22 protein-coding genes and 1 pseudogene are annotated in these 22,915 nt (G+C 71.4%); 3 read left to right on the top strand and 20 right to left on the bottom strand.

From position 1 onward, the window contains the following. Positions 1-75 precede the first annotated feature (75 nt). Complete coding sequence (ggt, locus tag BX283_RS31590; RefSeq protein WP_101390843.1) at positions 76-1,872, bottom strand: gamma-glutamyltransferase; 1,797 nt, start codon at positions 1,870-1,872, stop codon at positions 76-78. Between the two features lie 116 nt (positions 1,873-1,988). Between ggt and BX283_RS31585 the strand changes: the two genes are divergently transcribed. Next, on the top strand, positions 1,989-2,723 hold the full coding sequence (locus tag BX283_RS31585) for a hypothetical protein (RefSeq protein WP_101390842.1): 735 nt from the start codon (positions 1,989-1,991) through the stop codon (positions 2,721-2,723). Here the strand turns inward: BX283_RS31585 and BX283_RS31580 are convergent. The 6 genes from BX283_RS31580 to BX283_RS31555 form a co-directional block, all read right to left on the bottom strand. Then, entirely contained in the window at positions 2,671-3,927 is a 1,257-nt protein-coding gene (locus BX283_RS31580; protein WP_101390841.1) for a cytochrome P450, read from the bottom strand. The genes BX283_RS31585 and BX283_RS31580 overlap by 53 nt on opposite strands. A 51-nt stretch (positions 3,928-3,978) precedes the next feature. Then, the gene (locus tag BX283_RS31575; RefSeq protein WP_101390840.1) at positions 3,979-4,476 is read right to left on the bottom strand and encodes a hypothetical protein; all 498 of its coding nucleotides are present in this window, start codon (positions 4,474-4,476) and stop codon (positions 3,979-3,981) included. Then, positions 4,473-5,987, bottom strand: coding sequence for an ATP-binding protein (locus BX283_RS31570; protein ID WP_257583979.1), 1,515 nt, complete (start codon positions 5,985-5,987; stop codon positions 4,473-4,475). The genes BX283_RS31575 and BX283_RS31570 overlap by 4 nt, the downstream gene beginning before the upstream one ends. Next, positions 5,984-6,667, bottom strand: coding sequence for a response regulator transcription factor (locus BX283_RS31565; protein ID WP_101390838.1), 684 nt, complete (start codon positions 6,665-6,667; stop codon positions 5,984-5,986). The genes BX283_RS31570 and BX283_RS31565 overlap by 4 nt, the downstream gene beginning before the upstream one ends. A gap of 93 nt (positions 6,668-6,760) precedes the next feature. Next, positions 6,761-8,398: a murein biosynthesis integral membrane protein MurJ gene (gene murJ / locus BX283_RS31560; protein WP_257583977.1), complete on the bottom strand. Its 1,638-nt coding sequence runs from the start codon at positions 8,396-8,398 to the stop codon at positions 6,761-6,763. Next, positions 8,395-9,552, bottom strand: coding sequence for a peptidoglycan bridge formation glycyltransferase FemA/FemB family protein (locus tag BX283_RS31555; protein WP_101390837.1), 1,158 nt, complete (start codon positions 9,550-9,552; stop codon positions 8,395-8,397). The genes murJ and BX283_RS31555 overlap by 4 nt, the downstream gene beginning before the upstream one ends. 223 nt (positions 9,553-9,775) lie before the next feature. On the opposite strand from BX283_RS31555, the gene BX283_RS31550 reads away from it, so the two are divergent. Together BX283_RS31550 and BX283_RS31545 are read left to right on the top strand one after the other, a co-directional pair. After that, entirely contained in the window at positions 9,776-11,002 is a 1,227-nt protein-coding gene (locus BX283_RS31550; RefSeq protein ID WP_180357300.1) for an Ig-like domain-containing protein, read from the top strand. Between the two features lie 12 nt (positions 11,003-11,014). Beyond that, a pseudogene (locus BX283_RS31545) lies at positions 11,015-11,247 on the top strand (acyl esterase); the annotation flags it as partial. A 34-nt stretch (positions 11,248-11,281) separates the two neighbouring features. On the opposite strand, the gene BX283_RS31540 reads toward BX283_RS31545, so the two are convergent. From BX283_RS31540 to BX283_RS31480, 13 genes are all read right to left on the bottom strand, one after another. Continuing rightward, complete coding sequence (locus tag BX283_RS31540) at positions 11,282-12,154, bottom strand: amino acid ABC transporter permease (protein ID WP_101390836.1); 873 nt, start codon at positions 12,152-12,154, stop codon at positions 11,282-11,284. Then, positions 12,151-12,795 carry an amino acid ABC transporter permease gene (locus BX283_RS31535; protein ID WP_101390835.1) on the bottom strand — a complete coding sequence of 215 codons (645 nt, stop codon included), beginning with the start codon at positions 12,793-12,795 and terminating at the stop codon, positions 12,151-12,153. Before BX283_RS31535 ends, BX283_RS31540 begins: the two co-directional genes overlap by 4 nt. Before the next feature lie 8 nt (positions 12,796-12,803). After that, positions 12,804-13,709, bottom strand: coding sequence for a glutamate ABC transporter substrate-binding protein (locus BX283_RS31530; protein WP_101390834.1), 906 nt, complete (start codon positions 13,707-13,709; stop codon positions 12,804-12,806). A 19-nt stretch (positions 13,710-13,728) separates the two neighbouring features. Further along, entirely contained in the window at positions 13,729-14,472 is a 744-nt protein-coding gene (locus tag BX283_RS31525) for an amino acid ABC transporter ATP-binding protein (RefSeq protein WP_101390833.1), read from the bottom strand. Between the two features lie 126 nt (positions 14,473-14,598). Next, positions 14,599-15,033 carry a DUF6278 family protein gene (locus BX283_RS31520; RefSeq protein WP_101390832.1) on the bottom strand — a complete coding sequence of 145 codons (435 nt, stop codon included), beginning with the start codon at positions 15,031-15,033 and terminating at the stop codon, positions 14,599-14,601. A gap of 74 nt (positions 15,034-15,107) precedes the next feature. Continuing rightward, positions 15,108-15,887 (bottom strand): exodeoxyribonuclease III, encoded by a 780-nt coding sequence (locus tag BX283_RS31515; protein ID WP_101392686.1) that lies wholly within the window; start codon positions 15,885-15,887, stop codon positions 15,108-15,110. 39 nt (positions 15,888-15,926) lie between these two features. Continuing rightward, the gene (locus BX283_RS31510) at positions 15,927-16,565 is read right to left on the bottom strand and encodes an MBL fold metallo-hydrolase (RefSeq protein WP_180357299.1); all 639 of its coding nucleotides are present in this window, start codon (positions 16,563-16,565) and stop codon (positions 15,927-15,929) included. A gap of 42 nt (positions 16,566-16,607) precedes the next feature. Further along, the gene (locus BX283_RS31505; protein WP_257583976.1) at positions 16,608-17,957 is read right to left on the bottom strand and encodes an alpha/beta fold hydrolase; all 1,350 of its coding nucleotides are present in this window, start codon (positions 17,955-17,957) and stop codon (positions 16,608-16,610) included. Positions 17,958-18,032: 75 nt separating this feature from the next. Continuing rightward, positions 18,033-18,623, bottom strand: coding sequence for a hypothetical protein (locus BX283_RS31500; protein ID WP_101390830.1), 591 nt, complete (start codon positions 18,621-18,623; stop codon positions 18,033-18,035). Then, entirely contained in the window at positions 18,623-19,774 is a 1,152-nt protein-coding gene (locus BX283_RS31495; protein ID WP_101390829.1) for an ROK family glucokinase, read from the bottom strand. The genes BX283_RS31500 and BX283_RS31495 overlap by 1 nt, the downstream gene beginning before the upstream one ends. A gap of 181 nt (positions 19,775-19,955) precedes the next feature. Continuing rightward, on the bottom strand, positions 19,956-20,801 hold the full coding sequence (locus BX283_RS31490; protein WP_101390828.1) for an ATP-binding cassette domain-containing protein: 846 nt from the start codon (positions 20,799-20,801) through the stop codon (positions 19,956-19,958). Next, on the bottom strand, positions 20,798-21,847 hold the full coding sequence (locus BX283_RS31485) for an ABC transporter permease (protein ID WP_101390827.1): 1,050 nt from the start codon (positions 21,845-21,847) through the stop codon (positions 20,798-20,800). The genes BX283_RS31490 and BX283_RS31485 overlap by 4 nt, the downstream gene beginning before the upstream one ends. Then, positions 21,844-22,857 (bottom strand): sugar ABC transporter substrate-binding protein, encoded by a 1,014-nt coding sequence (locus BX283_RS31480; protein WP_373979311.1) that lies wholly within the window; start codon positions 22,855-22,857, stop codon positions 21,844-21,846. Before BX283_RS31480 ends, BX283_RS31485 begins: the two co-directional genes overlap by 4 nt. Between the last annotated feature and the right edge of the window lie 58 nt (positions 22,858-22,915).

Here is a 22,915-nt window from a genome sequence, read left to right as displayed (position 1 = left end):
AACGCGGCCCCCGTCCCCACCGGGACGAGGGCCGCGCCCGCTTCACCCGACCGGCGGACGGGTTCTGACGAAGTGTCACCCAGCTGGGCGCACCACCATCGCCGAACCGCCACCGCGCCGGACCTTCTCGGCCGCCGCCACCCAGCGGCCGTCACCGAGCCGCTCCACCCCGGTCGCCGCGCCGATCATCGGGTTGAGCGTGAACTTGTGTCCCAGCGCCTCCAGTTGGGCCTTCAGCGGGCTGTTGTAGAGCCCGGGCTCCAGCTCGGTCGCCGCCGCGTTGCGCTGGCTGGCGCGCGGGGCCGCGATGGCGTCGACCAGCGGCAGGCCCCGGTCGAGGTGCCCGACGAGGGACTGGAGCACCGTGGTGATGATGGTCGCGCCGCCCGGCGAGCCGAGCGCGAGCACCGGCCTGCCATGAGCGTCGAGGACGATCGTCGGCGACATGGACGAGCGCGGCCGCTTGCCGGGCCCCGGCAGGTTCGGGTCGTGGACGGCCGGGTTCGCCGGGGCGAACGAGAAGTCCGTCAGCTCGTTGTTGAGCAGGAAGCCCCGGCCGGGCACCGTGATGCCGCTGCCGCCGGTCTGCTCGATGGTGAGGGTGTACGAGACGATGTCGCCCCACTTGTCGGCCACCGTCAGATGCGTGGTGTTCTCACCCTCGTACGTGGTGGGCGAGGCCTGGCCGGAGGTGGCGCAGGGCGCCGGGTGGCGGGGGTCGCCGGGCGCCAGCGGGCTGGTCAGGGCCTTGGTGTCGCTGATGAGGCAGGCCCGCGAGTCCGCGAACTTCCGCGAGAGCAGCCCCTTGGTCGGTACGTCCTCGAAGGCCGGGTCGCCCACCCAGCGGCCCCGGTCCGCGAAGGCCACCCGGGTCGCCTCGATGTAGCGGTGCAGATACCGGGCCTCGGACGCCTTCGACAGGTCGGTGTGCTCCAGGATGTTCAGCGCCTCGCCGACCGTGGTGCCGCCCGACGACGACGGCGCCATGCCGTAGACCTTCAGGCCCCGGTAGTCCACCTTCGTCGGTGTCTGGTGCTTGACCGCGTAGGAGCGCAGGTCCTTCTCGGTGAGGTCGCCGGGGCGGGCGACACGCGCCGAGCCGGCCGCGACGGGGGGCTTGCGGACGGTCCGTACGATGTCGCGCCCCAGGTCGCCGCGGTAGACGGCGTCCGCGCCCGTACGCCCCAACTCCTCGTAGGTGCGGGCGAGATCGGGGTTCCTCAGCTTCGAGCCGACCACCGGGAGCTGTCCGCCGGGCAGGAAGAGCTTGGCGGTGTCCGGGAAGTCGGCGAACCGCGCCTGGTTGTCGGCGGTCTGCTGGCGGAAGGTGTCATCCACCGTGAAGCCGTCGCGCGCGATCTTCTCCGCGGGCTTGAGGAGGCGGCTCAGCGGCTTGGAGCCCCAGGCGTCGAGGGCCGCGTCCCAGGTGGCCGGGGTGCCGGGGGTGCCGACGCTGAGCCCGCTGGTCACCGCGTCCGGGAACGGGAGCGGCTTGCCGTTCTCCAGGAACAGGGACGAGGTCGCGGAGTGCGGCGCCCTCTCGCGGCCGTCGATGGTGTGCACGGTGCGGGACTTCGCGTCGTAGTAGACGAAGTATCCGCCGCCGCCGATGCCCGACGAGTACGGCTCGGTGACGCCGAGGGCGGCGGCCGTGGCGACGGCGGCGTCCACCGCGTTGCCGCCGTGCTTGAGGACCTCGATGCCGGCTGCGGTGGCGTCCGCGTCGACGCTGGCGACGGCGCCCCCGTAGCCGATCGCCTCGGGCGTCTTGACGGGCGGGGGCGCGGTTCTCGGCGGGGCGGCCGCGACCGAGGTCGCCACGGCCGCGGCGACGGCCAGTAACGAGAGACTGCGGACGGCGGAGCGACGCATGCGTACCTCCTGGGTGCGAATGTCCGCGCAGCGTAGCGCCGCGCCCGCGGTCGCGTCAGGACCGTCCGCGAAGGCGACACGAACACGACATCGAACTCCCGCTAACATGCCCGCCCATGAACGACGACGTGCGCAACATCGTGCTGGGAGTGGTCGCCGCGGGCATCAGCGCCGCCCTGGGCTGGCTCACCCGCACCTATCTCTGGAACCGAAGGCTCCGCCGCAAGCAGGCGTTCTTCGGGCTGCCGACCCACTCCGAGTGCCTGCTCGTCGTCAACCGGGACGCGGGGGCGGAGGGCGCGGTGCACCGGTTCGACGTGTTCGCGCTCCTCGAACTCGCCTCGCTCATCAAGGACTGCGGTGCCCACGCGCGGATCGTCCAGCACGACCTGACCCAGCAGGGCTTCGGCGAGCGCACCGAGTTCTGCCTCGGCGGCCCGTACTCGAACCGTCGTATGGCCGCGCACCTCTCCGCCCTGCTGCCGGGGGTGACGATGAACGTGGACACCGAGCCCGGCCCGGACCGGGGTGCGTTCACCATCGGCGGGGAGAAGTACCAGGTGGAAGGCGGGGTCACCGAGTACGTGATCCTCGCCCGGGTCACCGCGGGCCAGGGGCAGCGGCCGGTGTTCCTGTTCTGCGGCCAGCGCGCGATAACCAACCAGGCGGCCACCCGCTATCTCGCCCGCAACCACCAGAAGCTGGCCCGCAAACACGGCAACGGCACGTTCTGCCTGCTTCTGAAGGTCGTCAACTCCCTGGCGTACGGCCCGGACGTGGTGGAGGTCGTCGCCGACGTCACCCGCGCGGCCCTGACCCCGGCCCCGGCAGCCGGAGCGGCAGCGATTTGACCCCGTTGATGAAGTTGGAGACCAGTCGGCGCGGCGGCCCGGCGGGCTCGTAGCCGGGCAGCAGCCGGAGCGCCTCCTCGTGCAGCACCCGCAGCTGGAGCCGGGCGAAGTGGGCGCCGAGGCAGACGTGCGGGCCGTCCCCGAACGAGACGTGGGGGTTGGGCGTCCGCGTCAGGTCCAGCCGCTGGGGGCGGGTGAAGACGCGCTCGTCGTGGTTGGCCGAGGCGTGGAAGACCACCACCTTGTCGCCCGCGCGCACCCGCTGCCCGGCGAGCACGGTGTCCCGGGCGGCGGTGCGGCGGAAGGTGAGAACCGGCGGGTGCCACCGCAGCAGCTCGTCCACGGCCGTGTCCAGGGAGGCTTCGCCCGCGCCCAGCGCCCGCCGCTGGTCCGGGTGTTCGGCCAGCGCCAGGAAGCCGCCGGGCGCGGCGGCGCGCACGGTGTCGTTGCCCGCCACGGTCAGCAGGAAGAAGAACATCTCCAGCTCGGCGTCGGCCAGTTCGGAGTGCGCCAGCGAGGTCATGATGTCGTCGGCGGGCTCGCGCCGCTTGTACGCGGCGAGCTCCTGGGCGTACGCGAACATCTCGCGCAGCATCGCGGGCGAGCGCGGGTTGACCGGCCGCCCGTCGGGGCCGAGCACCGGCGGCTCGTCCGGGTCCTGGTAGCCGATGACCCGCTCGGTCCATTCGAGGAGCAGCCCGCGGTCGCTGCCGGGCACCCCGAGCAGATCCGCGAGGTTGAGCAGCGCGTAGTCGTCGGTGACCTCGGTGACCAGGTCGAAGACCCCGTCCTCGGCGCCGTCGCGGGCCGCGCCCAGCAGGGTGCGCGCCCGGGCCCGTACCGCCGCCTCGAACCGGTCGGTGCGGCCGGGGGTGAAGGCGCGGCTCACCAGGCGGCGCAGCCTGCCGTGCTGCGGGGGATCCTGGTTGAGCATCATGCGGCGGATGAACGGCAGGTCGTCGGGGTCGGGGTCGCGGATCTGGGTGGCGCCGAGGGTGGAGGAGTAGGTGGCCGGGTCCTTCAGCACCCGTACGACGTCGGCGTGCCGGGTGACCGCCCAGAAGCCGGGCCCGGCGGGCCAGCCCAGCACCTCGTACTCCTCCTGCCAGGCCACCGGGTGCCGCTCGCGCAGCTCCCGGTAGTCGTCGTGGGGCGGCCCGGCGGCGTACCGGCGCGGGTCGAAGACGTCCGGCAGATCACTCATCGCACCAAGGTGACGGCAACCGGACGCCCGCGACAAGAGTGCCCGGCCGCCTCAGAACGGACAGCGCTCCGGAGCGAGCGTGGTGTCGCTGCCCTTCAGGACCACACTGACCGCGCCGCTGTCCGCCATCGCGTGCGCCGCGGTGCAGGCCAGCTGCCGGCGGGCCACGGCGGAGAAGTCGCGTACGGGGCGGTACAGCGTGATCCGTACGGTGGTGCCTTCCACGTTGATCGCCATCGCCTCGAAGTAGCCGGGCAGTTCGGAGGTCAGCCCCGCGGCCCGGTCGGCCTCCCGGGGCCCGTCGAGGAGCGTCATGACGGCCCGGCCCACGGTCGCCTTCTCCTTCTCCCCGGAGTCCCGGATGACGGGCAGCACTCCGTCGGGGCCCTTGAGGTAGACGGCCACGCCGCCGTGGGCGGCGTCCGGCACCGTCTGCACGATCGCCGGGTCGCCCACCTCCACGACCCCGGACGGCCGCACCCCGCAGGCGGCCGGCGCCAGCACGGCGGGCAGCAGCAGCGCGAGCGCGCGGGTCCTCGACCGCCTCATGACACCGGCTCCCCCGCCAGCGGCTCTCCTGACAGCGGCTCCCCTGGCAGCGGCTCCGCGAGCGGCGGGCGCAGCGGGAGCGCCACGGTGAACACGGCGCCGCCTTCGCGGTGGTTGGCGGCCCGGACCGTGCCGCCGTGCAGCCGGACGTTCTCCAGGGTGATGGCGAGGCCCAGGCCGCTGCCCACCGAGCGGGTCCGGGCGGCGTCGGCCTTGAAGAAGCGGTCGAAGATGTGCGGCAGCACGTCCGGGGCGAGCCCTGGGCCGCTGTCGTGCACCTCGGTCACCACCCGGGGGCCCTCGGGGAGTTCCTCGGTGCGCAGGGTCACCCGGACCGGTGCGGCGCCGTGCCGCAGCGCGTTGCCGACGAGGTTGGCCACGACGATGTCGAAGCGCCTGGGGTCGAGCATCGCCCGTATCCCGTCGGGGAGTTCGACGACGACCTCCTGCTCCCACCGTCTGCGCTGGAGCGTCTTGGCGATGGTCTCGGCCACGTCCACCTCGTCGAGGTTGAGCGCGGCCGCCTTGGCGTCGAAGCGGGAGATCTCCATCAGGTCGTCGACGAGCGTGGCGAGCTTGCCGGTCTCGGCGGAGACGAGCCGCACGGCGGCGGCCGTGTCGGGGTCGAGCCGGTCGGCGTCCTCGTCGAGCACCTCCGTGACGGCGAGCATCCCGGCGAGCGGGGTGCGCAGCTCGTGCGAGACGTCGGCGGCGAACCGGCGGGCCCTGGCCTCGGCCTTCTGGAGCTCCTCGACGGACCGCTCCAGCTCCTTGGCGGACTCGTTGAACGTCCAGGCCAGATCGGCCAGTTCGTCCGATCCCTTCACCTCGATACGGGTGTCGAGACGCCCCTTGCCCATGCTGCTGGCGGCCCGGCGCAGATCGCGCACCGGCCGCAGCACGCTGCGGGCGGCGAGCAGCGCGGGCACCAGGGCGATGGCGAGCGCGGGCAGTGCGCCGTCGCGGGCGGCGCTGACCATCGCCTGGACGGTGTCCTCCTCGGCGCTGAGCGGCATCACCGCGTACATCATGATCCCGCTGGGCTGCGTGGGCTGTATCCCTTCCACCCCGAGCCGCACCGGCATGCCCATGGTCAGCCAGGGCTGGCCGTCCTTCATCACCCGCTGGAAGGTGCCGTGCGGGTTGGCGCGGGCGCGGCGCCGCAGCTCCTCGGTGAGGAGGGCGGACGTGGGCTGGCTGACGTTGGAGGCGCGCAGCGTGCCGTACTCGGCGTACACGTACCAGGGGTGCGGCTTGCCCTGGCGGCCCACGGCGAGGCTCAGCTGGCGCAGGGACTCGCGGCTCATCGGCAGCGTGACCTTCTGGGCGCCGATCTGTTCGCGCAGCTGGTCGACGGCGGTGTCCTGGGCCTGCTGGAGGATCGCCGAGCGGGCCTCCTGGTAGACCAGGGTCGCGGTGGTGCCCGCGGCGATCACCGCGACCAGGAGGAAGGCGGCCACAAGACGGGCCCGCAGGCCGATGCGCCCGAGCCGTTTGAGCGCACGTATCACCGCAGCGGTCCGAAGCGGTAGCCGAAGCCGCGGACGGTCTGGATGTAGCGGGGGCTGCCCGACACGTCCTCGATCTTGTTCCGCAGCCGCCGCACGCACGCGTCCACGAGCCGCGCGTCACCGTGGTAGCTGTGCTCCCACACCGACTCCAGCAGCTGCTGGCGGCTGAAGACCTGCTCGGGCGAGGCCGCGAGGTGCAGCAGCAGCTTCAGCTCGGAGGGGGCGAGCTGCAGCCGCTCGCCCGACTTGGCGGCGGTGAGCCCGGCCCGGTCGAGGGCGAGTTCGCCGTGGAATTCGAGGCCGGGGCGCCCGCCGGGGTCGGCGAGGCGGCGCAGCACGGCCCGGATGCGGGCCTCGATGACCTCGGTGCGGGCGGGCTTGACGATGTAGTCGTCGGCGCCCGCCTCCAGGCCCACCACGACGTCGAAGTCGTCGCCGCGCGCGGTGAGCATGATGATCGGCAGCTGGCTGGTCTCGCGGATGCGGGTGCAGACCTGGACGCCGTTGATGCCGGGCAGCATCAGGTCCAGGAGGACCAGTTCGGGCTGGAAGGTGCCGAGCGCCGCGAGCCCCGCCTCGCCGGTCTCGGCCGCGCGCACCTCGTGGCCGCGCCGACGCAGACCGAGCTCGACCCCTTCCCGTACGGAGGGGTCGTCCTCTATGAGCAGCACGCGTGGCATGAGCGTCAGTATCCCAGGAGTCTCAGGGGTCTCGGATGTCGCAGGGGTCTCACGTGCCGCAGGGGTCCAGGACCGGCCGGGCGGCGGGGCCGGTCAGCGGCTCCGGCCGCCCCGCAGCTTGCCGATCATGTCGTTGATCCCGTCGAGCCGCAGCGGCCGCGCGAGCAGCGCCACCGTCACCAGCAGCACGGCCGTCCCGGCCCCGGTCGCCGCGATGTCGCCGAGCCCGTCGGCCGCGCGGGCCGCCGCGTATCCGAGCAGCGCGGCGGGCACGCAGCCCAGCAGCAGTCGGCCGTGGGCGGCGAGCGAGGGCGAGCGCAGCAGCCCGCCGCCGCCGAGCCTGCGGTCGAGGGTGTACGCGGTGACCGCGCACCCGGCGAACAGGGCGAGCGAGTACGCCCCGGCCATCCCGGTGACCGCCCAGCGCGCGGGCAGCAGCACGAAGGCGAGCGCGGTCAGGCCCGCGTTGCACCCGGCGATCACCAGGTTGAGGACGAACGGGGTGCGGGTGTCGCTCAGCGCGTAGAACCCGCGCGAGAGCACGTACTGCCCGGAGAAGGCGATGAGCCCGGGGGCGAACGCCATCATCATCCCCGCCATCACCGACACATCGGCCGGGGACGTCCTGCCGTACCCGAAGACCGCGCCCATCAGCCAGGGCGCGAGCGCGAGCAGCGCGCAGGCGGCCGGGACGATCATCGCGGCGCTGGTGCGCAGCCCGTAGGAGAGGTCGCGGCGCACCGCCGCCGGGTCCCGGTCGGCGGCCGCCCGGCTCATCCGGGGCATCAGCGCGGTGAGGATGGAGACGGTGACGATGCCGTGCGGCACCACCCAGAGCATGTAGGCGTTGGTGTACGCGGTGTAGCCCGCGCCACCGGCGACACCCTGGTCGTGGGCGTGCTGCCCGGCGATGGTGGAGAGCCGGGTCACCACCCAGTACGCGGCCTGGTTGGTCAGGACGAGCAGCACCAGCCAGCCCGCCGAGCGCAGCGGGCGGGTGATGCCGCTGCCGCGCCAGTCGAACCGCGGCCGCCAGCGGAACCGGGCCGCGGTCAGCGCCGGGAACAGGGCGAGCGCCTGCACCACGATCCCGGCGGTGGTGCCCCAGCCCAGGATCCGGGTGTCGGTGGCGCTCAGGGTGGCGCCGGAGGTCCCGGCGGTCGCCAGGTAGAGGCCGAACACCGCGATCACGACGAGGTTGTTGAGGACGGGCGTCCACATCATCGCGCCGAACCGGCCGCGCGCGTTGAGCACTTGCCCCAGCAGCGTGAACAGTCCGTAGAAGAGGATCTGCGGCAGGCAGTAGCGGGCGAAGGCGACCGTGAGGTCGCGCTGGGCGCCGGTGTAGTCGGTGTAGAAGTCGATGATCCGCGGTGCGGCGAGCACCGAGAGGGCCGTCATGGCCACCAGGGCCGCGGTGCACGCGGTGAGCAGCCGGTCGGTGTAGGCCTTGCCGCCGTCGGTGTGCTCCTTGGCGGCGCGGACCAGCTCGGGCACGAAGACCGCGTTGAGGGTGCCGCCTATGAGCAGGGTGTAGAGGATGTTGGGGATGGTGTTGGCGACCGTGAAACCGTCGCCGACGAGCCCGGTGCCGAGGGCCGCGACCACCACGGCGGAGCGCACGAACCCGGTCGCCCGCGAGACGACCGAACCGGCGGCCATCACCGCGCCGCTGCGCGCCACCGACGCCTTGGCCGCGTGGCGGGGCCCGGCGTGGACGGGGGCCGTCACCGGCGCGCCAGATAGGCCTGGAACGCGCGGTACAGCGCGTGGTTGGCGGTGCCGCTCATCGGTGTCTCCCACTCCCCCAGTGTCTCGACCACCTGCCCGCCGGTGCCCAGTTTCCAGCGCAGCAGACCGAACGGGCGGTCTTGTGGATCAAGGGTGGAGGGTACCCCGCGCATGTCGTACACCTCGGCGCCGAGTGCGTGCGCGTCCAGCATCATCTGCCACTGCAGGGCGTTGCTGGGCCGCACCTCGCGGCGGTGGTCGGCGGAGGCACCGGTCTGGTACCAGACCCGCCGCCCGGCCGTGATCATGGTGTGGGCGGCCAGGACTTCGCCGCCGTGCAGGGCGAGGTAGAGGCGCATCCGGCCCGGCTGCTCGGCGTTGAGCACCGCGTACTGGCGCTCGTAGTACGCAAGCGACCGGCCGAGCCGGAAGCCGTCGCGCTCCTCGGTGATCCGCAGCAGCCGGTAGAACTCGGGCAGATCGGCCGCGCCCGCGGTGACCACCTCCACGCCCGCCTTCTTGGCGGTGCGCACATTGCGGCGCCACTCCTGGTTGAGCCCGGACCACAGCTCGTCGGGGGTGCGCCCGGCCAGTCGGACCTGGAAGACATGGCGCGGCTGGGCGTCGGCGTCGCCGTCGTCGCCCCCGCAGCGCCGCCAGCCGCGCGCCCGCAGCCGCTCGGCGACGGCGGAGCCGAGCGGGTCCACCTCGGTGGCGAGCACATCGCCGACCTTGCGGCCGGGCCCGGTCGCGGACTTCAGCAGGGCGGCGTCCCAGCGCCGGTAGGCGGGCGAGGGCCCGATGCGCACGGCGAAGGCGCCCGCCCGGCGCAGATGGCGCAGCAGCGGCCCCAGCCAGCGGTCGATGTCGGGGTCCGCCCAGTCCGCGACCGGGCCTTCGGGCAGGTAGGCGAAGTATTTCCGGGTGCCCGGGAATTGCCGGTAGAGCACCAGGGCCGCGCCCTTCATTTCACCGGTGTCAAGGTGCCAGCCGACCCTTTCCGCCGACCATTGGTCCTTGACCTCGGCCCACGACGGGTGCTGCAGGAAACTCACGTCGGTACGGTCCTCCAGAAAGGACCGGTACTCGGCGACGGAGAGACCACGCACCCGCAGGTCCTGGTCGCGGTCGCCGCTCACGAGCAGTGCGGACACGTGGGTGACCTCCCAAGTACGCCCCGCCGTCGGTGCCGCGGGGATGCACAGGATGCTCACAGCGGACCATGACCGGGCCGCGCGGCGTATGTGACCGGATGATGACGGTTCCTCTGCGGTGCTCGTCACAATCGAAATCCGGAGATTCCCCGCACTTTCCGCAACCTAGAGTCGAGTTACCGACTCTCTCCTATGGAGAAGCATTGCTACGGAGGTTTTCCAGTTGAGCCGCATACGCCGCCACACCCCGCTCCGCCGCCGCCCGGTCCGTAACGCCGCGATCGTCGGCACCGCTGTCCTCGCCGCGGCCCTCACCGCCTGTTCCGGTGGCTCGGGCGGGTCCGGCGACGGCAAGGGGGGCGCCGCCGATCTGGCGGGCGCGGGCAAGAAGGCCGAGATATCGGTGAACCTGACGGGCCAGCAGGCGAAGGCGGGCGAGCCGGTGAAGGTCACCCTGGCCGCCGGCAAGCTCCAGGAGGTCACGGTCACCGACGCCAAGGGCGGCAAGCTGGCCGGGAAGACGGGCGCCGACGGCAGGACCTGGACCTCGGACCGGGTCGCCGCGCCCGGTACGACGTACGCGGTCGAGGCGAAGGACGACAAGGGCTCCACCGCCAAGGCCGGCTTCACGACCGCCGCCGCCGACAAGGTGAACAAGCTGTCGCTGTCGCCCGGCAAGGACACCACGGTCGGCGTCGCCCAGCCGCTGTCGATCGTCTTCGACCACCCGGTGAAGAACAAGGCGGCGGTCGAGAAGCAGCTCAAGGTGACCACCTCGGACAACACCGTGGGGTCCTGGGGCTGGATGGAGGACTACTCGGGCAAGTCCCGTGTCGACTGGCGGCCCAAGGAGTACTGGAAGTCCGGCACGAAGGTCACCCTCGAAGCGGACCTCAACGGCGTCGACTCGGGCAGCGGCTGGTTCGTCAAGGACTACAAGACCGGCTTCACCGTCGGCAGGAACCAGGTCGTCAAGGTCGACCTCGACAACCACCGCCTGAAGCTGTACCGCGACGGCGCCGTGGTCAAGGACATCCCGGTGTCCGGGGGCACGCCGGGCGGCGACAAGCGGTCCTGGCGCGGCAAGGCCGTCCTGATGGCGAAGGAGGGCACGATCAACATGAACTCCGAGACGGTCGGCCTCGGCGACGCCTACAACAAGATGGTCGACTACTCGATGCGGCTCACCTGGTCCGGGATGTACGCGCACGCCGCGCCCTGGAACTCCCCGTACTTCGGCAACACCAACCACAGCTCCGGCTGCATCGGCATGAGCGACGCCAACGCCAAGGAGCTGTACGGCACGGTGCAGGTCGGCGACCCGTTCGAGATCGTCGGCGACGACACCAAGGGCCCCCAGGCGGTCAACAACGGCTACGGCGAGTGGAACCTCACCTGGGAGCAGTGGCAGAAGAAGAGCGCCCTGACCGGCGCCACCACCGCGGGCTGACAGCTCCTCCGCCATCGGCCCGTCACTCCCACCAAGGAGAGCGGCGCCCTCGTCGTGTATCTGTACGACGTGGGCCCGCTCGGCCTCGGCAAGCCGGTCAGCAACGCCCCCTCCACCGTCCGGCACTGGTGGTGGACACCGTCGACCCGCTCCACATCGAGCACAACCCGACCGGCGCGCAGCTGACCTTCTCCTCGCCCGCGTCAGACCCGTCGTATCTGACGGTCCCTCTCCGCGAAGAGTGATCACCGGCTGCTGCCGGGAGGGTCTGCCCCCTGGCTACTGCGCTCCTGGCAGCAGCGTCCCTGGTTCGGCCGGGGCGACGTCCACGGCCTCCGTCTTGGGATTGCGCTTCTGTCTCCTGGCCATCCAGGTGGCGAACCAGGAAAGCAGCATGCACATCCCGATGTAGATCGGCGAGATCACCATCACCACGGGGATGAACGGCAAATCGTAGTCGAGATTCGAAGCGATGAGCTTCCCCGCGTGCAGGAACTCCTCATAGGTGATCAGAAAGCCGAGCGAGGTGTCCTTCAGCGCGACCACCAGCTGGCTGATGATGGTCGGCAGCATCGCCCGGATCCCCTGGGGGACCAGCACGTACGTCATGACCTGCGTCTTGCGCATCCCGAGCGAGAATGCCGCCTCCTTCTGGCCGCGTTCCACGGAGTTGACGCCGGAGCGGAACACCTCGGCGAGCACCGAGCCGTTGTAGAGCGTCAGTCCGGCCACCAGCGCCGGCAACGGCTGCACCTTCAGCGCCACGAAGATGAAGAAGATCATCACCAGGACGGGCATGGCGCGGAAGAACTCGACCAGCAGCGTGGCGAGCCAGCGGACCGGGCGGTGGTCGGAGAGCCGCCCGGTCGCCAGGACCGCGCCGAGCGCCAGCGAGAACAGGGCCGCGAACCCGAACGCCTTGAGCGTGTTGCCGAGCCCGCGCAGCAGCAGCCGCTGGATCCCCTCGTACGCGAAGGGCCGCCACTTGGTGGCGGTGAACTGGTCGGTGTCGAACAGGAGGTAGACGACCCAGCCGAGCAGGGCGAGGATCAGGACCGTCGAGACGAGCCCGTAGAGCAGGTGCCGCTGCTGGGTCCTGGGGCCGGGGATGTCGTAGAGGGCGGTGGCTTCCGCGGACAGCTGTGCGGTCATCGGGCGACTCCCCAGTACTTCTCCATGAGGTTGAAGACGGCGCTGATGGTGAGCGTGATGATCAGATAGCCGACGGCGATCCAGATGAACGTCCAGATGATGTCGTAGCCGAGCTCGCTGAGCGTCTTGTAGGTGCCGAGCAGCTCGACGACGCTGAACGCGCCCGCGATGGCGGAGTTCTTGGCGAGCGCGATCAGCGTGGAGCCGACCGGCGGGATGACCGAGCGGAAGGCCTGCGGCAGGACCACGGCCGACAGGGTCTGGCCGAAGGTCATCCCCAGGCTCCGGGCCGCCTCGCCCTGGCCGGTGGGCACGGTGTTGATGCCCGAGCGCAGCGCCTCGCAGATGAAGGCCGAGGTGTAGCAGCCGAGCGCGATCACCGCGAACAGCTTGAAGGGGAGCACCAGGCCGAAGCGCGGCAGCCCGAGCAGCACCGCGAAGAAGAGCAGCGTGAGTGGGGTGTTGCGCAGCACGTTCACCCAGACGGTGCCCAGCGCCCGGAATGAGCCGACCGGCGAGACCCGGCAGGAGGCCATCAGGAAGCCGAGCACGAGGGCCACGGCCGAGGCGTAGACGGTGAGCTCGACCGTGCCGAGGAAGCCCTTGCCGTACAGCGAGAAGTTCTTGGTCAGTACGTCCATGCGGGGCCTCAGCTCGCCGGGTAGCGGTCGATGGGCGGGGCGGGCGCGGCCTTGCGTCCCGACAGGCCGAGCGTCGCGTCGTACGCCTTCTGCCAGTCGCCGTTCTTCTCGTGGGTCTCGATGGCGTTGTCGAGGGCGAACCGCAGGGCGTTGTCGCCGCGCGGCACACCGATGCCGTACGGCTCCTCGGAGAACGGCTTGCCGACCACCTTCAGCTCGTCGGGCACCTTGGCCGCGTATCCGCTGAGGATGGTGTCGTCGGTGGTGACGGCGGCGACCTGGAAGGTGAGCAGGTTGTCCACACAGACGGAGTACGTGTCGTACGCGACGAGATCGGCCTTCGGGTAGTCCTTCTGGATGCGCTGGTACGGGGTGGAGCCCGCGGCCGAGCAGACGCGCTTGCCGTTCAGGTCCTGCGGCCCGTCGATGTCCTTCTCGTCGGTGCGCACCAGCAGGCCCTGGCCGGCCATGTAGTACGGCCCGGCGAAGCCGACCAGCTTCTTGCGGTTGTCGTTGATGGTGTAGGTGCCGACGTAGTAGTCGACCTGGCCGTTCTGCAGCGCCGTCTCGCGGTTGGCGGAGGCGATGGTCCGGAAGGCGATCGTCGTGGGGTCGAAGCCGAGCGAGGCCGACATCATCTTGGCGATCTCGATGTCGAAGCCCGAGTAGACGCCGGTGGCCGGGTCCTTCTCGCCCATGTACGGCTGGTCCTCCTTGGCGCCGACGACCAGGTGCCCGCGGTTCTTCGCCCGCCGCCACACCGCGGAGTCGGGCAGCGAGAAGCCCGTCATGACCTGGTAGCGGGGCAGCAGTTCGGCCTTGGGGCCCTTGACCGGCGGGCTGCCGGACTTGCCGCACCCGGCGGCGGCCAGGAGCAGTGCGAGGGCGGCCAGCGCGCGTCGCGTACGCCTCATGGTTGCGTCCACTCCCCGTTCAGTGCTTGAGGATCTTGGAGAGGAAGTCCTTGGCCCGGTCGCTGTGCGGGTTGGTGAAGAAGTCTTCGGGGGTGCGGTCCTCGACGATCTTTCCGTCGGCCATGAAGACGACGCGGTTGGCGGCGGAGCGGGCGAAGCCCATCTCGTGGGTGACGACGACCATGGTCATGCCGTCGCGCGCCAGCTGCTGCATGACTTCCAGGACCTCGTTGATCATCTCCGGGTCGAGCGCGGAGGTGGGCTCGTCGAAGAGCATGACCTTGGGGCTCATGGCGAGCGCGCGGGCGATGGCGACGCGCTGCTGCTGGCCGCCGGAGAGCTGCGCGGGCAGCTTGTCGGCCTGGGAGGCGAGGCCGACCCGGTCGAGGAGTTCGCGCGAGCGCCGGTCGGCCTCCTCCTTCTTGCGGCCGCGGACCTTGATCTGGGCGAGCGAGACGTTGGCGAGGACGGTCCGGTGGGCGAAGAGGTTGAAGGACTGGAAGACCATGCCGACTTCGGCGCGCAGCGCCGCGAGGGCCTTGCCCTCCTCGGGCAGCGGCCGCCCGTCGATGGAGATCGACCCCGACTCGATCGTCTCCAGGCGGTTCATCGTCCGGCAGAGCGTCGACTTGCCCGAGCCGGACGGGCCGATGACGACCACCACCTCCCCGCGTCCGACAGTGAGGTTGATGTCCGTCAGGACGTGCAGCTTCCCGTAGTACTTGTTGACGTCACGCAGCTCGATCAACGGATCGACGGCCATACACTGTCCTGCCCACTCTTCGCTGTGTCGAGGTCAGCGCAAACTATCCAGCCCGGAAAGGGACTTCACCTCGACACGCACGAACAGGACATAAACCGTATTTTGGGTTAGGGGACGGTCGGCCCGTCAGATCTCCGCGGCCTCCGCGTAGATCTGCGACAGCTCGGGTGTTCCGCTCGCCGCCCACTCGGTCCCGGCCCCCACCACGTCGATCTCGCGCCCCGAGGCGAGCCGCACCACCGGCTCCCCGCTCGGCCACACCTGCCAGGAGGCGCCCTCGACGGTGCGCACCAGGACGGTCCCCAGGTACAGCCCCGCGTCGTTGCCCAGGCCGGGCAGCTCCTCCGGGTCGTCGCGCCAGTGCGGCGGCAGCTGGTCGAGCGCCGCCAACGACGCGGGGCTGTCGTCGAGTTCGAGCCCGGCCTGCTGCGCCCTGACGCGGAGCAGCTCGCACTCCGCGAGGAGCTCGCCCACGCCCTCCGGATCGGTCTGCACCGCCTCGGCGAGCGCCGCCGTCCGCTGCGAGCCGTGCCGCTTGCGCCAGTTGTCCAGGATGTTCATGGCGTCAAGCGTCCCATTCGCACAGACCTGCGCACCACAGGGCACGCGGAGTGCGATTCTCAGATCTCCGGTTCTCAGATCTCCAGGTCCACGACCACCGGGGCGTGGTCGGAGGCGCCCTTGCCCTTGCGCTCCTCGCGGTCCACATAGCTGTCCTTGACCGCCTTGGCGAACGGCGCGTTGCCGTACACCAGGTCGATGCGCATGCCCCGGTTCTTGGGGAAGGACAGCTGGCGGTAGTCCCAGTACGTGTACGGCCGGTCGTACTTCAGGGGGCGGGGCACCACGTCGGACAGGCCCGCCTCGCGCAGCGCGGCGAGCGCGGCCCGCTCGGGCTCGGTGACATGGGTCTGGCCCTCGAAGAACGCCACGTCGAAGACGTCCTCGTCGGTCGGGGCGACGTTGAAGTCACCGAGCACCGCGAACGGCCGCTCCCCCGCCGCGTCCTGCGCGACGGCCGCCTTCAGGGCCTCGAACCAGGCCAGCTTGTACGCGTAGTGGCCGTGGCCGACCTCGCGGCCGTTCGGCACGTACACCGACCACAGGCGGACTCCGCCGCAGGTCGCCGAGACGGCGCGGGGCTCCAGGGTGTCCTCGAAGCCGGGGTCGCCGGGCAGACCGAGCACCACGTCGTCCAGGCCGACCCGGGAGACCAGCGCCACCCCGTTCCACCGCCCCGTCGCGTGGACCGCCGACTCGTAGCCCAGCTCGCGGAGCTCGGCGGCGGGGAAGCCCTCCAGGGTGGTCTTGGTCTCCTGGATGCACAGCACATCCGTGCCGGTGCTCTCCAGCCAGGCCAGGAGACGGGGCAGCCGGGCGGTGATCGAGTTGACGTTCCAGGTCGCGATGCGCATGTCCACCAGCCTAACGGCGGGGTCCGACACTCACCGCTGTCACAGCTCCGTCGAGTCCCCCGGGGCCAGCCGGGCGTGGTCGGCGCCGCCCAGATTGCCCAGGTGGGTGTCGTAGATGGGCCGGGCGAGGTCGGTCAGGAGCGCGTCGTGGATGTCGATGGCGCGGCGCGGCTTGACCTCCCGTACGTACTCGATCACTTCGGAGATCTTGCTCCAGGGCGCCTGCACCGGCAGCATCAGCGTGTCCACCGGGTGGTCCGGGACGGTCAGCGCGTCGCCGGGGTGGAAGAGCGAACCGTCCACCAGGAAGCCGACGTTGGTGATCCTCGGGAGGTCCGGATGGATCACCGCGTGCAGCTCGCCGTGGACCTGGACGTCGAACCCGGCCGCGCTGAACGCGTCGCCGTGCCCGACGGTGTGGACCCGGCCGGGGAAGGCCGCCGAGATCTTCTCCGCGACGCTGCGCAGGGTCCAGATCTCGGCGGCCGGGTTGGCCTCCAGAGCGGTCCGCAGCCGGTCCTCGGCGAAGTGGTCGGGGTGCTCGTGGGTGACGAGGACGGCGTCCGCGCCGAGTGCGGCGTCCGCCTCGCTGAAGGCGCCGGGGTCGATGACCAGCGTCCGGCCGTCCTTCTCCAGCCGGACGCACGCGTGGGTCTTCTTGGTCAGCTTCAGGCTCATGACCCCATCCTGCTACGGCGGGCGCCGCCTCGCCCGGACGGCTCAGAGCCCGTCGGTGAACCCCGCCTGCGGGGTGGTCTCCTCGCGGATGACTACGGCGGCCGCCCGGAAGGCCGCGCCCGCCGCCGGGAGGCCGCAGTACACGGACGTCTGGAGCAGCACTTCCTTGATCTCGTCGGGGGTGAGCCCGGCCCGCAGGGCGGCGCGGGTGTGGGCCGCGACCTCGTCGAGGTGGCCGCCCGCGACCAGCGCGGCGAGCGCGACGACGGCCCGGGTGCGCCGGTCGAGCCCGTCGCGGGCCCACACCTCGCCCCAGGCGTAGCGGGTGGCGAGCTCCTGGAAGTCGCCGGTGAAGCCGTCGGCCTCGGCGGTCTCGGCGTCCACGCGCGCGTCCCCGAGGACCTCGCGCCGCAGCTTCATGCCCTGTTCGTACGGGTCGGGCCGCCCGGGGGCCTCGGGCGCCGGGGCCGGTACGGGCTCGGCGGCCATCGGGACGGGGACGTGCAGGGTCTGCGGCGACGGCGACGGCGGCGCGGCGACGGCGACCGGCGGCGCGGGCGGTACCGGGATCGCCGGGAGCGTCTCGTGCCAGGACGTCGAGAAGTGGTGCACCAGCAGATCGGTGACGGCGGCGGGCTGCTCGACCGGCGCCAGGTGCGCGGCGCCCGGCACCACCGCGAGCCGCGCTTCGGGTATCCCGGCGACCAGGGTGCGCGCGTCGCCGGGCCCGGTCACCCGGTCCTCGGCGCCGGCGAGGACCAGCGTGGGGACGCCGATACGGGCGAGGTCGGCGCGGATGTCGAAGGCGGCCAGCGCCTCGCAGGCGGCGATGTAGCAGCCGGGGTCGGTGGTGCGGACCATCTGGACGGCCCACTCCACGATGGCGGGCTGGGCCGCGGCGTACGCGGGCGTGAACCAGCGCTCGGGCGCGCTGCGGGCCATCGGGTCCATGCCGTTGCTGCGCACGACCACACCGCGCTGGCGGAACTCGTCGGCGGTACCGAACCGGGGCGAGGCGGCGATCAAGGCCAGCGAGGCGAGCCGCTGCGGATGCCGCAGCGCCAGATCGGCACCGACGGCCGCGCCGATCGCACTGCCCGCGTAACCGAAGCGCCGCACGCCCAGCTCGTCGAGGGTGGCGATCAGCCGATCGCCGAGCTCGGAGACGGAGACCGCCGGGTGCGCCGGGGCGCCGCCGTGCCCGGGAAGATCGAACCGGACGATCCGCCAGGTCCCGGCCAGCTCGGGGATCTGGCGGTCCCACATGTGCCAGGTCGTCCCGAGCGAAGGGCCGAGCACCAGGACGGGCGCGTCGTCGGGGCCGTCGATGCGGTACTGGAGGGTCGGGGCCTTCGCGGGCTCGGGCGTCTCGGTCACAGGCGTCTCAGTCACGTGGCTCACTCGCTCCAGACTAGTGAGCGGACCGGCACGCTCCGGTCAGGGGGTGGCGATAGCCGCCCCCTCCCCTCACGGCGTCGCCGTGGAGACCACGAAGACGACCGGGTTGTCCGGGTCGCTCTCGTCCACCGTGATGTCCTGCGTGGGCAGCGGGTCCTTCTGGGCGTGGCGGGTGCCCGCCCAGTCGTGGCCCGACGGGAAGGACCAGCCGACCGTCCTCGCGTCCGTCGCGCCGATCGCCACCGAACCGGGCCGCAGTGCCGCCGTACTGGTGCCGGAGTCCTTCAGGAACTCGGCGAGACCGGCCGCGGTGGTCCGGAACTGCACGTACAGCTTGCTGACCGCCCAGCTGTTGGTCTCGAAGTACTTGACGTCCGTGGCGGACGACGGGACCGGTACGTCGTAGATGCGCCGCTGGGTCTTGGACGGCCAGTCGTTCTGCAGCCCGGTCGCCGAGGCCTCGCTCTCCTTGTCGCGGCCGCTGTCGCGGCTCTGCCCGGCGGAGATGGCCAGATAGCCGGCCGGGACCCCGATGAGCAGCACGATGATGATCGCGGTCAGCCAGCGGCGGCGGATCATGTGCCGGTGGTCCTCCGGGGCCTGGGGCCGGTCCGGGGGCGGGGACTGACGCGGCACGGCGGGCCGGTCCGCGGGGGTCATCACGGCGATCCCTGGGTGGTGCGGGCGGAGCTCGACTTGCGGACGGCCTCGGCGACCTGGGCGTACCGCTCGTAGCGCTCCACCCGGCGGCGGTTGGCGCGGCGGAAGCGGCGGGCGACCAGGCGGGCCAGGTCGGCGGCGCCGACCATACCGGCCTCGGGGCCCAGCTGCGCCTTGGCGATACGGGCCTCCGGCCGGTAGCCGCGGCCGGTCAGATGGCGTCGGAACGCGTCCCGGGCCGGGCCGATCAGCAGGTCGTCGGCCGCGCTGACGCCGCCGCCGACGACGAAGCAGGACGGGTCGAGGGCGGCCGCCAGGTTGGCGATGCCGACGCCGAGCCACTGGCCGATGTCCTGGAGGAGCTCGACGCACATGGCGTCGCCCTCGCGGGCGAGCTCGGTGATCAGCGGCCCGGTGATGTCGGGGATGTTGCCCTTGACCCGCTCCAGGATGTTGTACGCGACCGGCGAGTCCGCGACCGCCAGCTCGCGGGCCTCGCGGACCAGGGCGTTGCCCGAGCTGTACTGCTCCCAGCAGCCGCGGTTGCCGCACGGGCAGCGGTGGCCGCCGGGCACGACCTGCATATGGCCGAACTCGCCGGCCACGCCGTACTTGCCGCGCTTGACCCGGCCGTCCTCCAGGATCGCGCCGCCGATGCCGGTACCGAGCGTGATCATGACGAGGTGGTCCTCGCCGCGGCCCGCGCCGAACCGCCACTCGGCCCAGGCGGCCGTGTTGGCGTCGTTGTCGACCATGACGGGGACGGCGAGCCGGGACTGCAGGGCGTCCCGCAGCGGCTCGTTGCGCCAGGCGAGGTGCGGGGCGAAGAGGATGGTGGAGCGGTCGGCGTCGACCCAGCCGGCCGCGCCGATGCCCACGGCGTGCACGTCGTGGCGGTCCGAGAGGTCCAGGACCAGCTCGGTGATGGTGTCCTCGACGACCTTGGGGCTCTTGGACTTGTCCGGCGTCTCGGTGCGGATCTTCTCCAGGATGTTCCCGTCGGCGTCGACGACGCCCGCCATCACCTTCGTACCGCCGATGTCGATGCCCACGGTGGGCACGCGCGGGGCGGTCAGGTGCGAGCGGCGCTCACGGGTGCCGACGGTGCGCAGGACGGTGGCCCGGGCGGAGCCCCGGTAGGAGGTGTTCATCGGGCCGCACCCCTTCGCGTCGGGAGAGGGGTGTCCTGGAGTGCTCGCACGACTGGTGTCGTCCCTGGAGGTCTCGGGGAGCCGGGGTGACCGGCGGCGGACGGCGCCCGCCGTGCCCGATTCTGCCACCCCGGCCGGGACCCGACCTCGTGTGCCCGTGCCGCCCCGGCGGCCCCGGCCGTTACTCGCCGGTGTCGGCGGGCCTGCCGCCGAGGTGCGGCTCGGGAGCCCGCTGGAGCTCGTGGCTGAGCTCCTCCAGCTCGCTGCCGCCCGCCATCTGGCGGGTGAGCTCGTCCAGGGTGATCTGGGTGCGCAGATGGCTGCCGGTCATCGTGCCGCGCTTGAGCAGCACGAACCGGTCGCCGACCAGGTAGGCGTGGTGCGGATTGTGCGTGATCAGGACCACGCCGAGACCCGCGTCCCGCGCGGCCGCCACGTACTTGAGCACGACGCCGGACTGCTTGACGCCGAGCGCGGCGGTGGGCTCGTCCAGGACCAGGACCTTGGCGCCGAAGTAGACGGCGCGGGCGATCGCCACGCACTGGCGCTCGCCGCCCGACAGGGTGCCGATGGGCTGGTCCACGTCGCGCAGATCGATGCCCATGCGCAGCAGCTCCGAGCGGGTGGTGCGGCGCATCAGGTCGACGTCGAGGCGCTTGAAGGGGCCCGCGCCCCTGGTCGGCTCGGAGCCGAGGAAGAAGTTGCGCCACACCGGCATCAGCGGGACGACCGCGAGGTCCTGGTAGACGGTGGCGATGCCCCGGTCGAGCGCCTCGCGCGGGTTGCTGAGCGAGACGTCCTCGCCCTCGATGCGGAAGGCGCCGGAGTCGTGCCGGTGCAGTCCCGCGATGATCTTGATGAGGGTGGACTTGCCGGCGCCGTTGTCGCCCAGTACGCAGGTGATCTCGCCCGCGTGGACCTCCAGCGAGACGCCTTCGAGGGCGCGGATGTTGCCGTAGTACTTACTGACGTCGTCGAGCTCCACGAGGGGGCTCTCGGAGCTCTTGGTCAAGGTCGCGTCCGTCATGCCGTCGCCTCCGCCCGCTTGCGCACCCAGGCGTTGAGCAGGGTGGCCAGCAGGAGCATCGCTCCCAGGAAGAACTTGAACCAGTCCGGGTTCCACTCGGCGTAGACGATGCCCTTGCTGGTCATGCCGAAGATGAACGCGCCGACCGCGGAGCCGATCGCGGAGCCGTAGCCGCCGGTGATCAGACAGCCGCCGATGACGGCCGCGATGATGTAGATCAGCTCGTTGCCGACGCCCTCGCCCGACTGGACCACGTCGAACGAGAAGAGCAGGTGCTGGCCGGAGATCCAGGCGGCGAACGCCACGCCCATGTACAGGCCGATCTTGGTCTTGTAGACCGGCACGCCGACCGCGCGGGCCGCGTCCGCCTCGCCGCCGACCGCGAAGATCCAGTTGCCGAAGCGGGTGCGCAGCAGGATCCAGGTGGCGAGCGCGATCAGGCCGAACCACCACAGGATGGTGACCTTGAGGTTGACCGAGCCGAGGGTCAGCTGGGAGGCGAACACCTTCTTCGCCGAGGCGAAGCCCTCCATGTCCGCGATGGACTTGGTGGAGACCGTGCCGCTGATCAGCTTGGTGAAGCCGAGGTTGAGGCCGGTCAGCATGAGGAAGGTGCCGAGCGTGATGATGAAGCTGGGCAGTTTGGTACGGGTCAGCATGAAGCCGTTGAACGCGCCGAGGGCGAGCGTGGTCAGCAGCGAGACCCCGACGCCCACCCAGATGTTCGCGGTCATCTGGTAGCTGAACATCGACGACACCAGCGCCGACGTCGTCACCAGCACACCGGCCGACAGGTCGAACTCGCCGCCGATCATCAGCAGCGCCACCGGCACCGCCATGATGCCGATCGTCGACGCCGCGTACAGGACGGTCGAGAGGCTGGAGGCCCGCAGGAAGCTGTCCGCGACGATCGAGAAGAAGACGAAGACGGCGATGGCGCCGACGACCGAGCCGAGCTCCGGGCGGCCGAGCAGCTTGCGCAGCACCGACCGCTGGATCAGCCGCTCGTCCTGCGCGGGCGCGGGCGCTGGTGCGGTGGCGGTCATCGGGTCCCCCGCTTCGTGTAGTCCTCCAGCTTGGCGGCCGCGTCCTTGGTGATGATCTGGGGTCCGGTCAGCACCGGCAGCCCGCCGCCGAGGACGTCGCCGTTGTACTTGTAGAGCCAGAGCAGGTCCACGGCCTCGTACCCCTGGAGGTAGGGCTGCTGGTCGACGGCGAAGCCGAGGGTGCCGTCCTTCAGTTCGGCGGCGACCTTGGCGTTCAGGTCGAAGGTGTCGACCTCGGCGGAGCTGCCCGCGGAGCCCTTGGCCTTGACGGCGGTGTCCGCGAACGGCGCGCCGAGGGTGACCACGGCGTCGATGGACTTGTCCGCCTGGAGCTTGGCCTCGATGGAGGACTGCACGTCGGGCATGTTGGTGCCGGTGACGTAGAGGTTCTGCAGCTCGCCCTTGAAGGCCTTCTTGGTGCCCGCGCAGCGCTGCTCGTGGCCCACGTTGCCCTGCTCGTGCAGGACGCAGAGCGCCTTCTTCCGGCCGCGCTTGTTGAGCTCCTCGCCGACGGCCTCGCCCGCGATGGTCTCGTCCTGCCCGATGTGGGTGAGCGCGCCGTACTCCTTGGACTTCTCGGAGCCCGAGTTCACCGTGATGACCGGGATGCCCGCCTTGGCGGCCTTGGCGACGACGTCCTTCATGGCGTCCGGCTTGGCGAGCGTGACGACGATGCCGTCGACCTTCTGGTCGATGGCCGCCTGCACGAACTGCGCCTGCTGCTGGCCCTGGTCGCTGTGCGAGTACAGGAAGTCGATGTTGTCCTTGACGGCGGCCTGCTTGGCGCCGCTCTGGACGATGTCCCAGAAGGTGTCGCCGTCGCCCGAGTGGGTGATCATGGCGAACTTCCAGCGGGGTGTGTTCACCGCCGCCTTGCCCTGCGCCGAGGCGGCCTTGCGCGCGTCCTCGGCGCGCTTGCCCCCGGTGCTGCTGCATCCCACCAGGGAAGCTCCGAGCACCGCCGCCAGCACCGCGCCGATCGCGCGTACCCCTGTCCGAACCCTTGCCACGACGCCGTGCTCCTCTTGCTGTACTCCCAGGTGCCTCCGGGACTGGTGCGGACCTGTC

The sequence above is a fragment of the Streptomyces sp. TLI_146 genome (assembly GCF_002846415.1).
GTDB lineage: Bacteria > Actinomycetota > Actinomycetes > Streptomycetales > Streptomycetaceae > Streptomyces.
Note: the sequence above shows the minus strand (reverse complement) of the source record. Positions and strands in the feature narration are given on the sequence as shown.

Excerpts from the sequence above, each read along its gene's own strand:
- BX283_RS31525 (WP_101390833.1), bottom strand. The coding sequence starts at position 14,472 with ATGGCCGTCGATCCGTTGATCGAGCTGCGTGACGTCAACAAGTACTAC.
- BX283_RS31520 (WP_101390832.1), bottom strand. The coding sequence starts at position 15,033 with ATGAACATCCTGGACAACTGGCGCAAGCGGCACGGCTCGCAGCGGACG.
- BX283_RS31485 (WP_101390827.1), bottom strand. The coding sequence starts at position 21,847 with ATGACCGCCACCGCACCAGCGCCCGCGCCCGCGCAGGACGAGCGGCTG.
- BX283_RS31515 (WP_101392686.1), bottom strand. The coding sequence starts at position 15,887 with ATGCGCATCGCGACCTGGAACGTCAACTCGATCACCGCCCGGCTGCCC.
- BX283_RS31580 (WP_101390841.1), bottom strand. The coding sequence starts at position 3,927 with ATGAGTGATCTGCCGGACGTCTTCGACCCGCGCCGGTACGCCGCCGGG.
- BX283_RS31540 (WP_101390836.1), bottom strand. The coding sequence starts at position 12,154 with ATGACCGCACAGCTGTCCGCGGAAGCCACCGCCCTCTACGACATCCCC.
- BX283_RS31535 (WP_101390835.1), bottom strand. The coding sequence starts at position 12,795 with ATGGACGTACTGACCAAGAACTTCTCGCTGTACGGCAAGGGCTTCCTC.
- BX283_RS31490 (WP_101390828.1), bottom strand. The coding sequence starts at position 20,801 with ATGACGGACGCGACCTTGACCAAGAGCTCCGAGAGCCCCCTCGTGGAG.
- BX283_RS31575 (WP_101390840.1), bottom strand. The coding sequence starts at position 4,476 with ATGAGGCGGTCGAGGACCCGCGCGCTCGCGCTGCTGCTGCCCGCCGTG.
- BX283_RS31565 (WP_101390838.1), bottom strand. The coding sequence starts at position 6,667 with ATGCCACGCGTGCTGCTCATAGAGGACGACCCCTCCGTACGGGAAGGG.
- BX283_RS31500 (WP_101390830.1), bottom strand. The coding sequence starts at position 18,623 with ATGACCCCCGCGGACCGGCCCGCCGTGCCGCGTCAGTCCCCGCCCCCG.
- BX283_RS31510 (WP_180357299.1), bottom strand. The coding sequence starts at position 16,565 with ATGAGCCTGAAGCTGACCAAGAAGACCCACGCGTGCGTCCGGCTGGAG.
- BX283_RS31585 (WP_101390842.1), top strand. The coding sequence starts at position 1,989 with ATGAACGACGACGTGCGCAACATCGTGCTGGGAGTGGTCGCCGCGGGC.
- BX283_RS31495 (WP_101390829.1), bottom strand. The coding sequence starts at position 19,774 with ATGAACACCTCCTACCGGGGCTCCGCCCGGGCCACCGTCCTGCGCACC.
- ggt (WP_101390843.1), bottom strand. The coding sequence starts at position 1,872 with ATGCGTCGCTCCGCCGTCCGCAGTCTCTCGTTACTGGCCGTCGCCGCG.
- BX283_RS31530 (WP_101390834.1), bottom strand. The coding sequence starts at position 13,709 with ATGAGGCGTACGCGACGCGCGCTGGCCGCCCTCGCACTGCTCCTGGCC.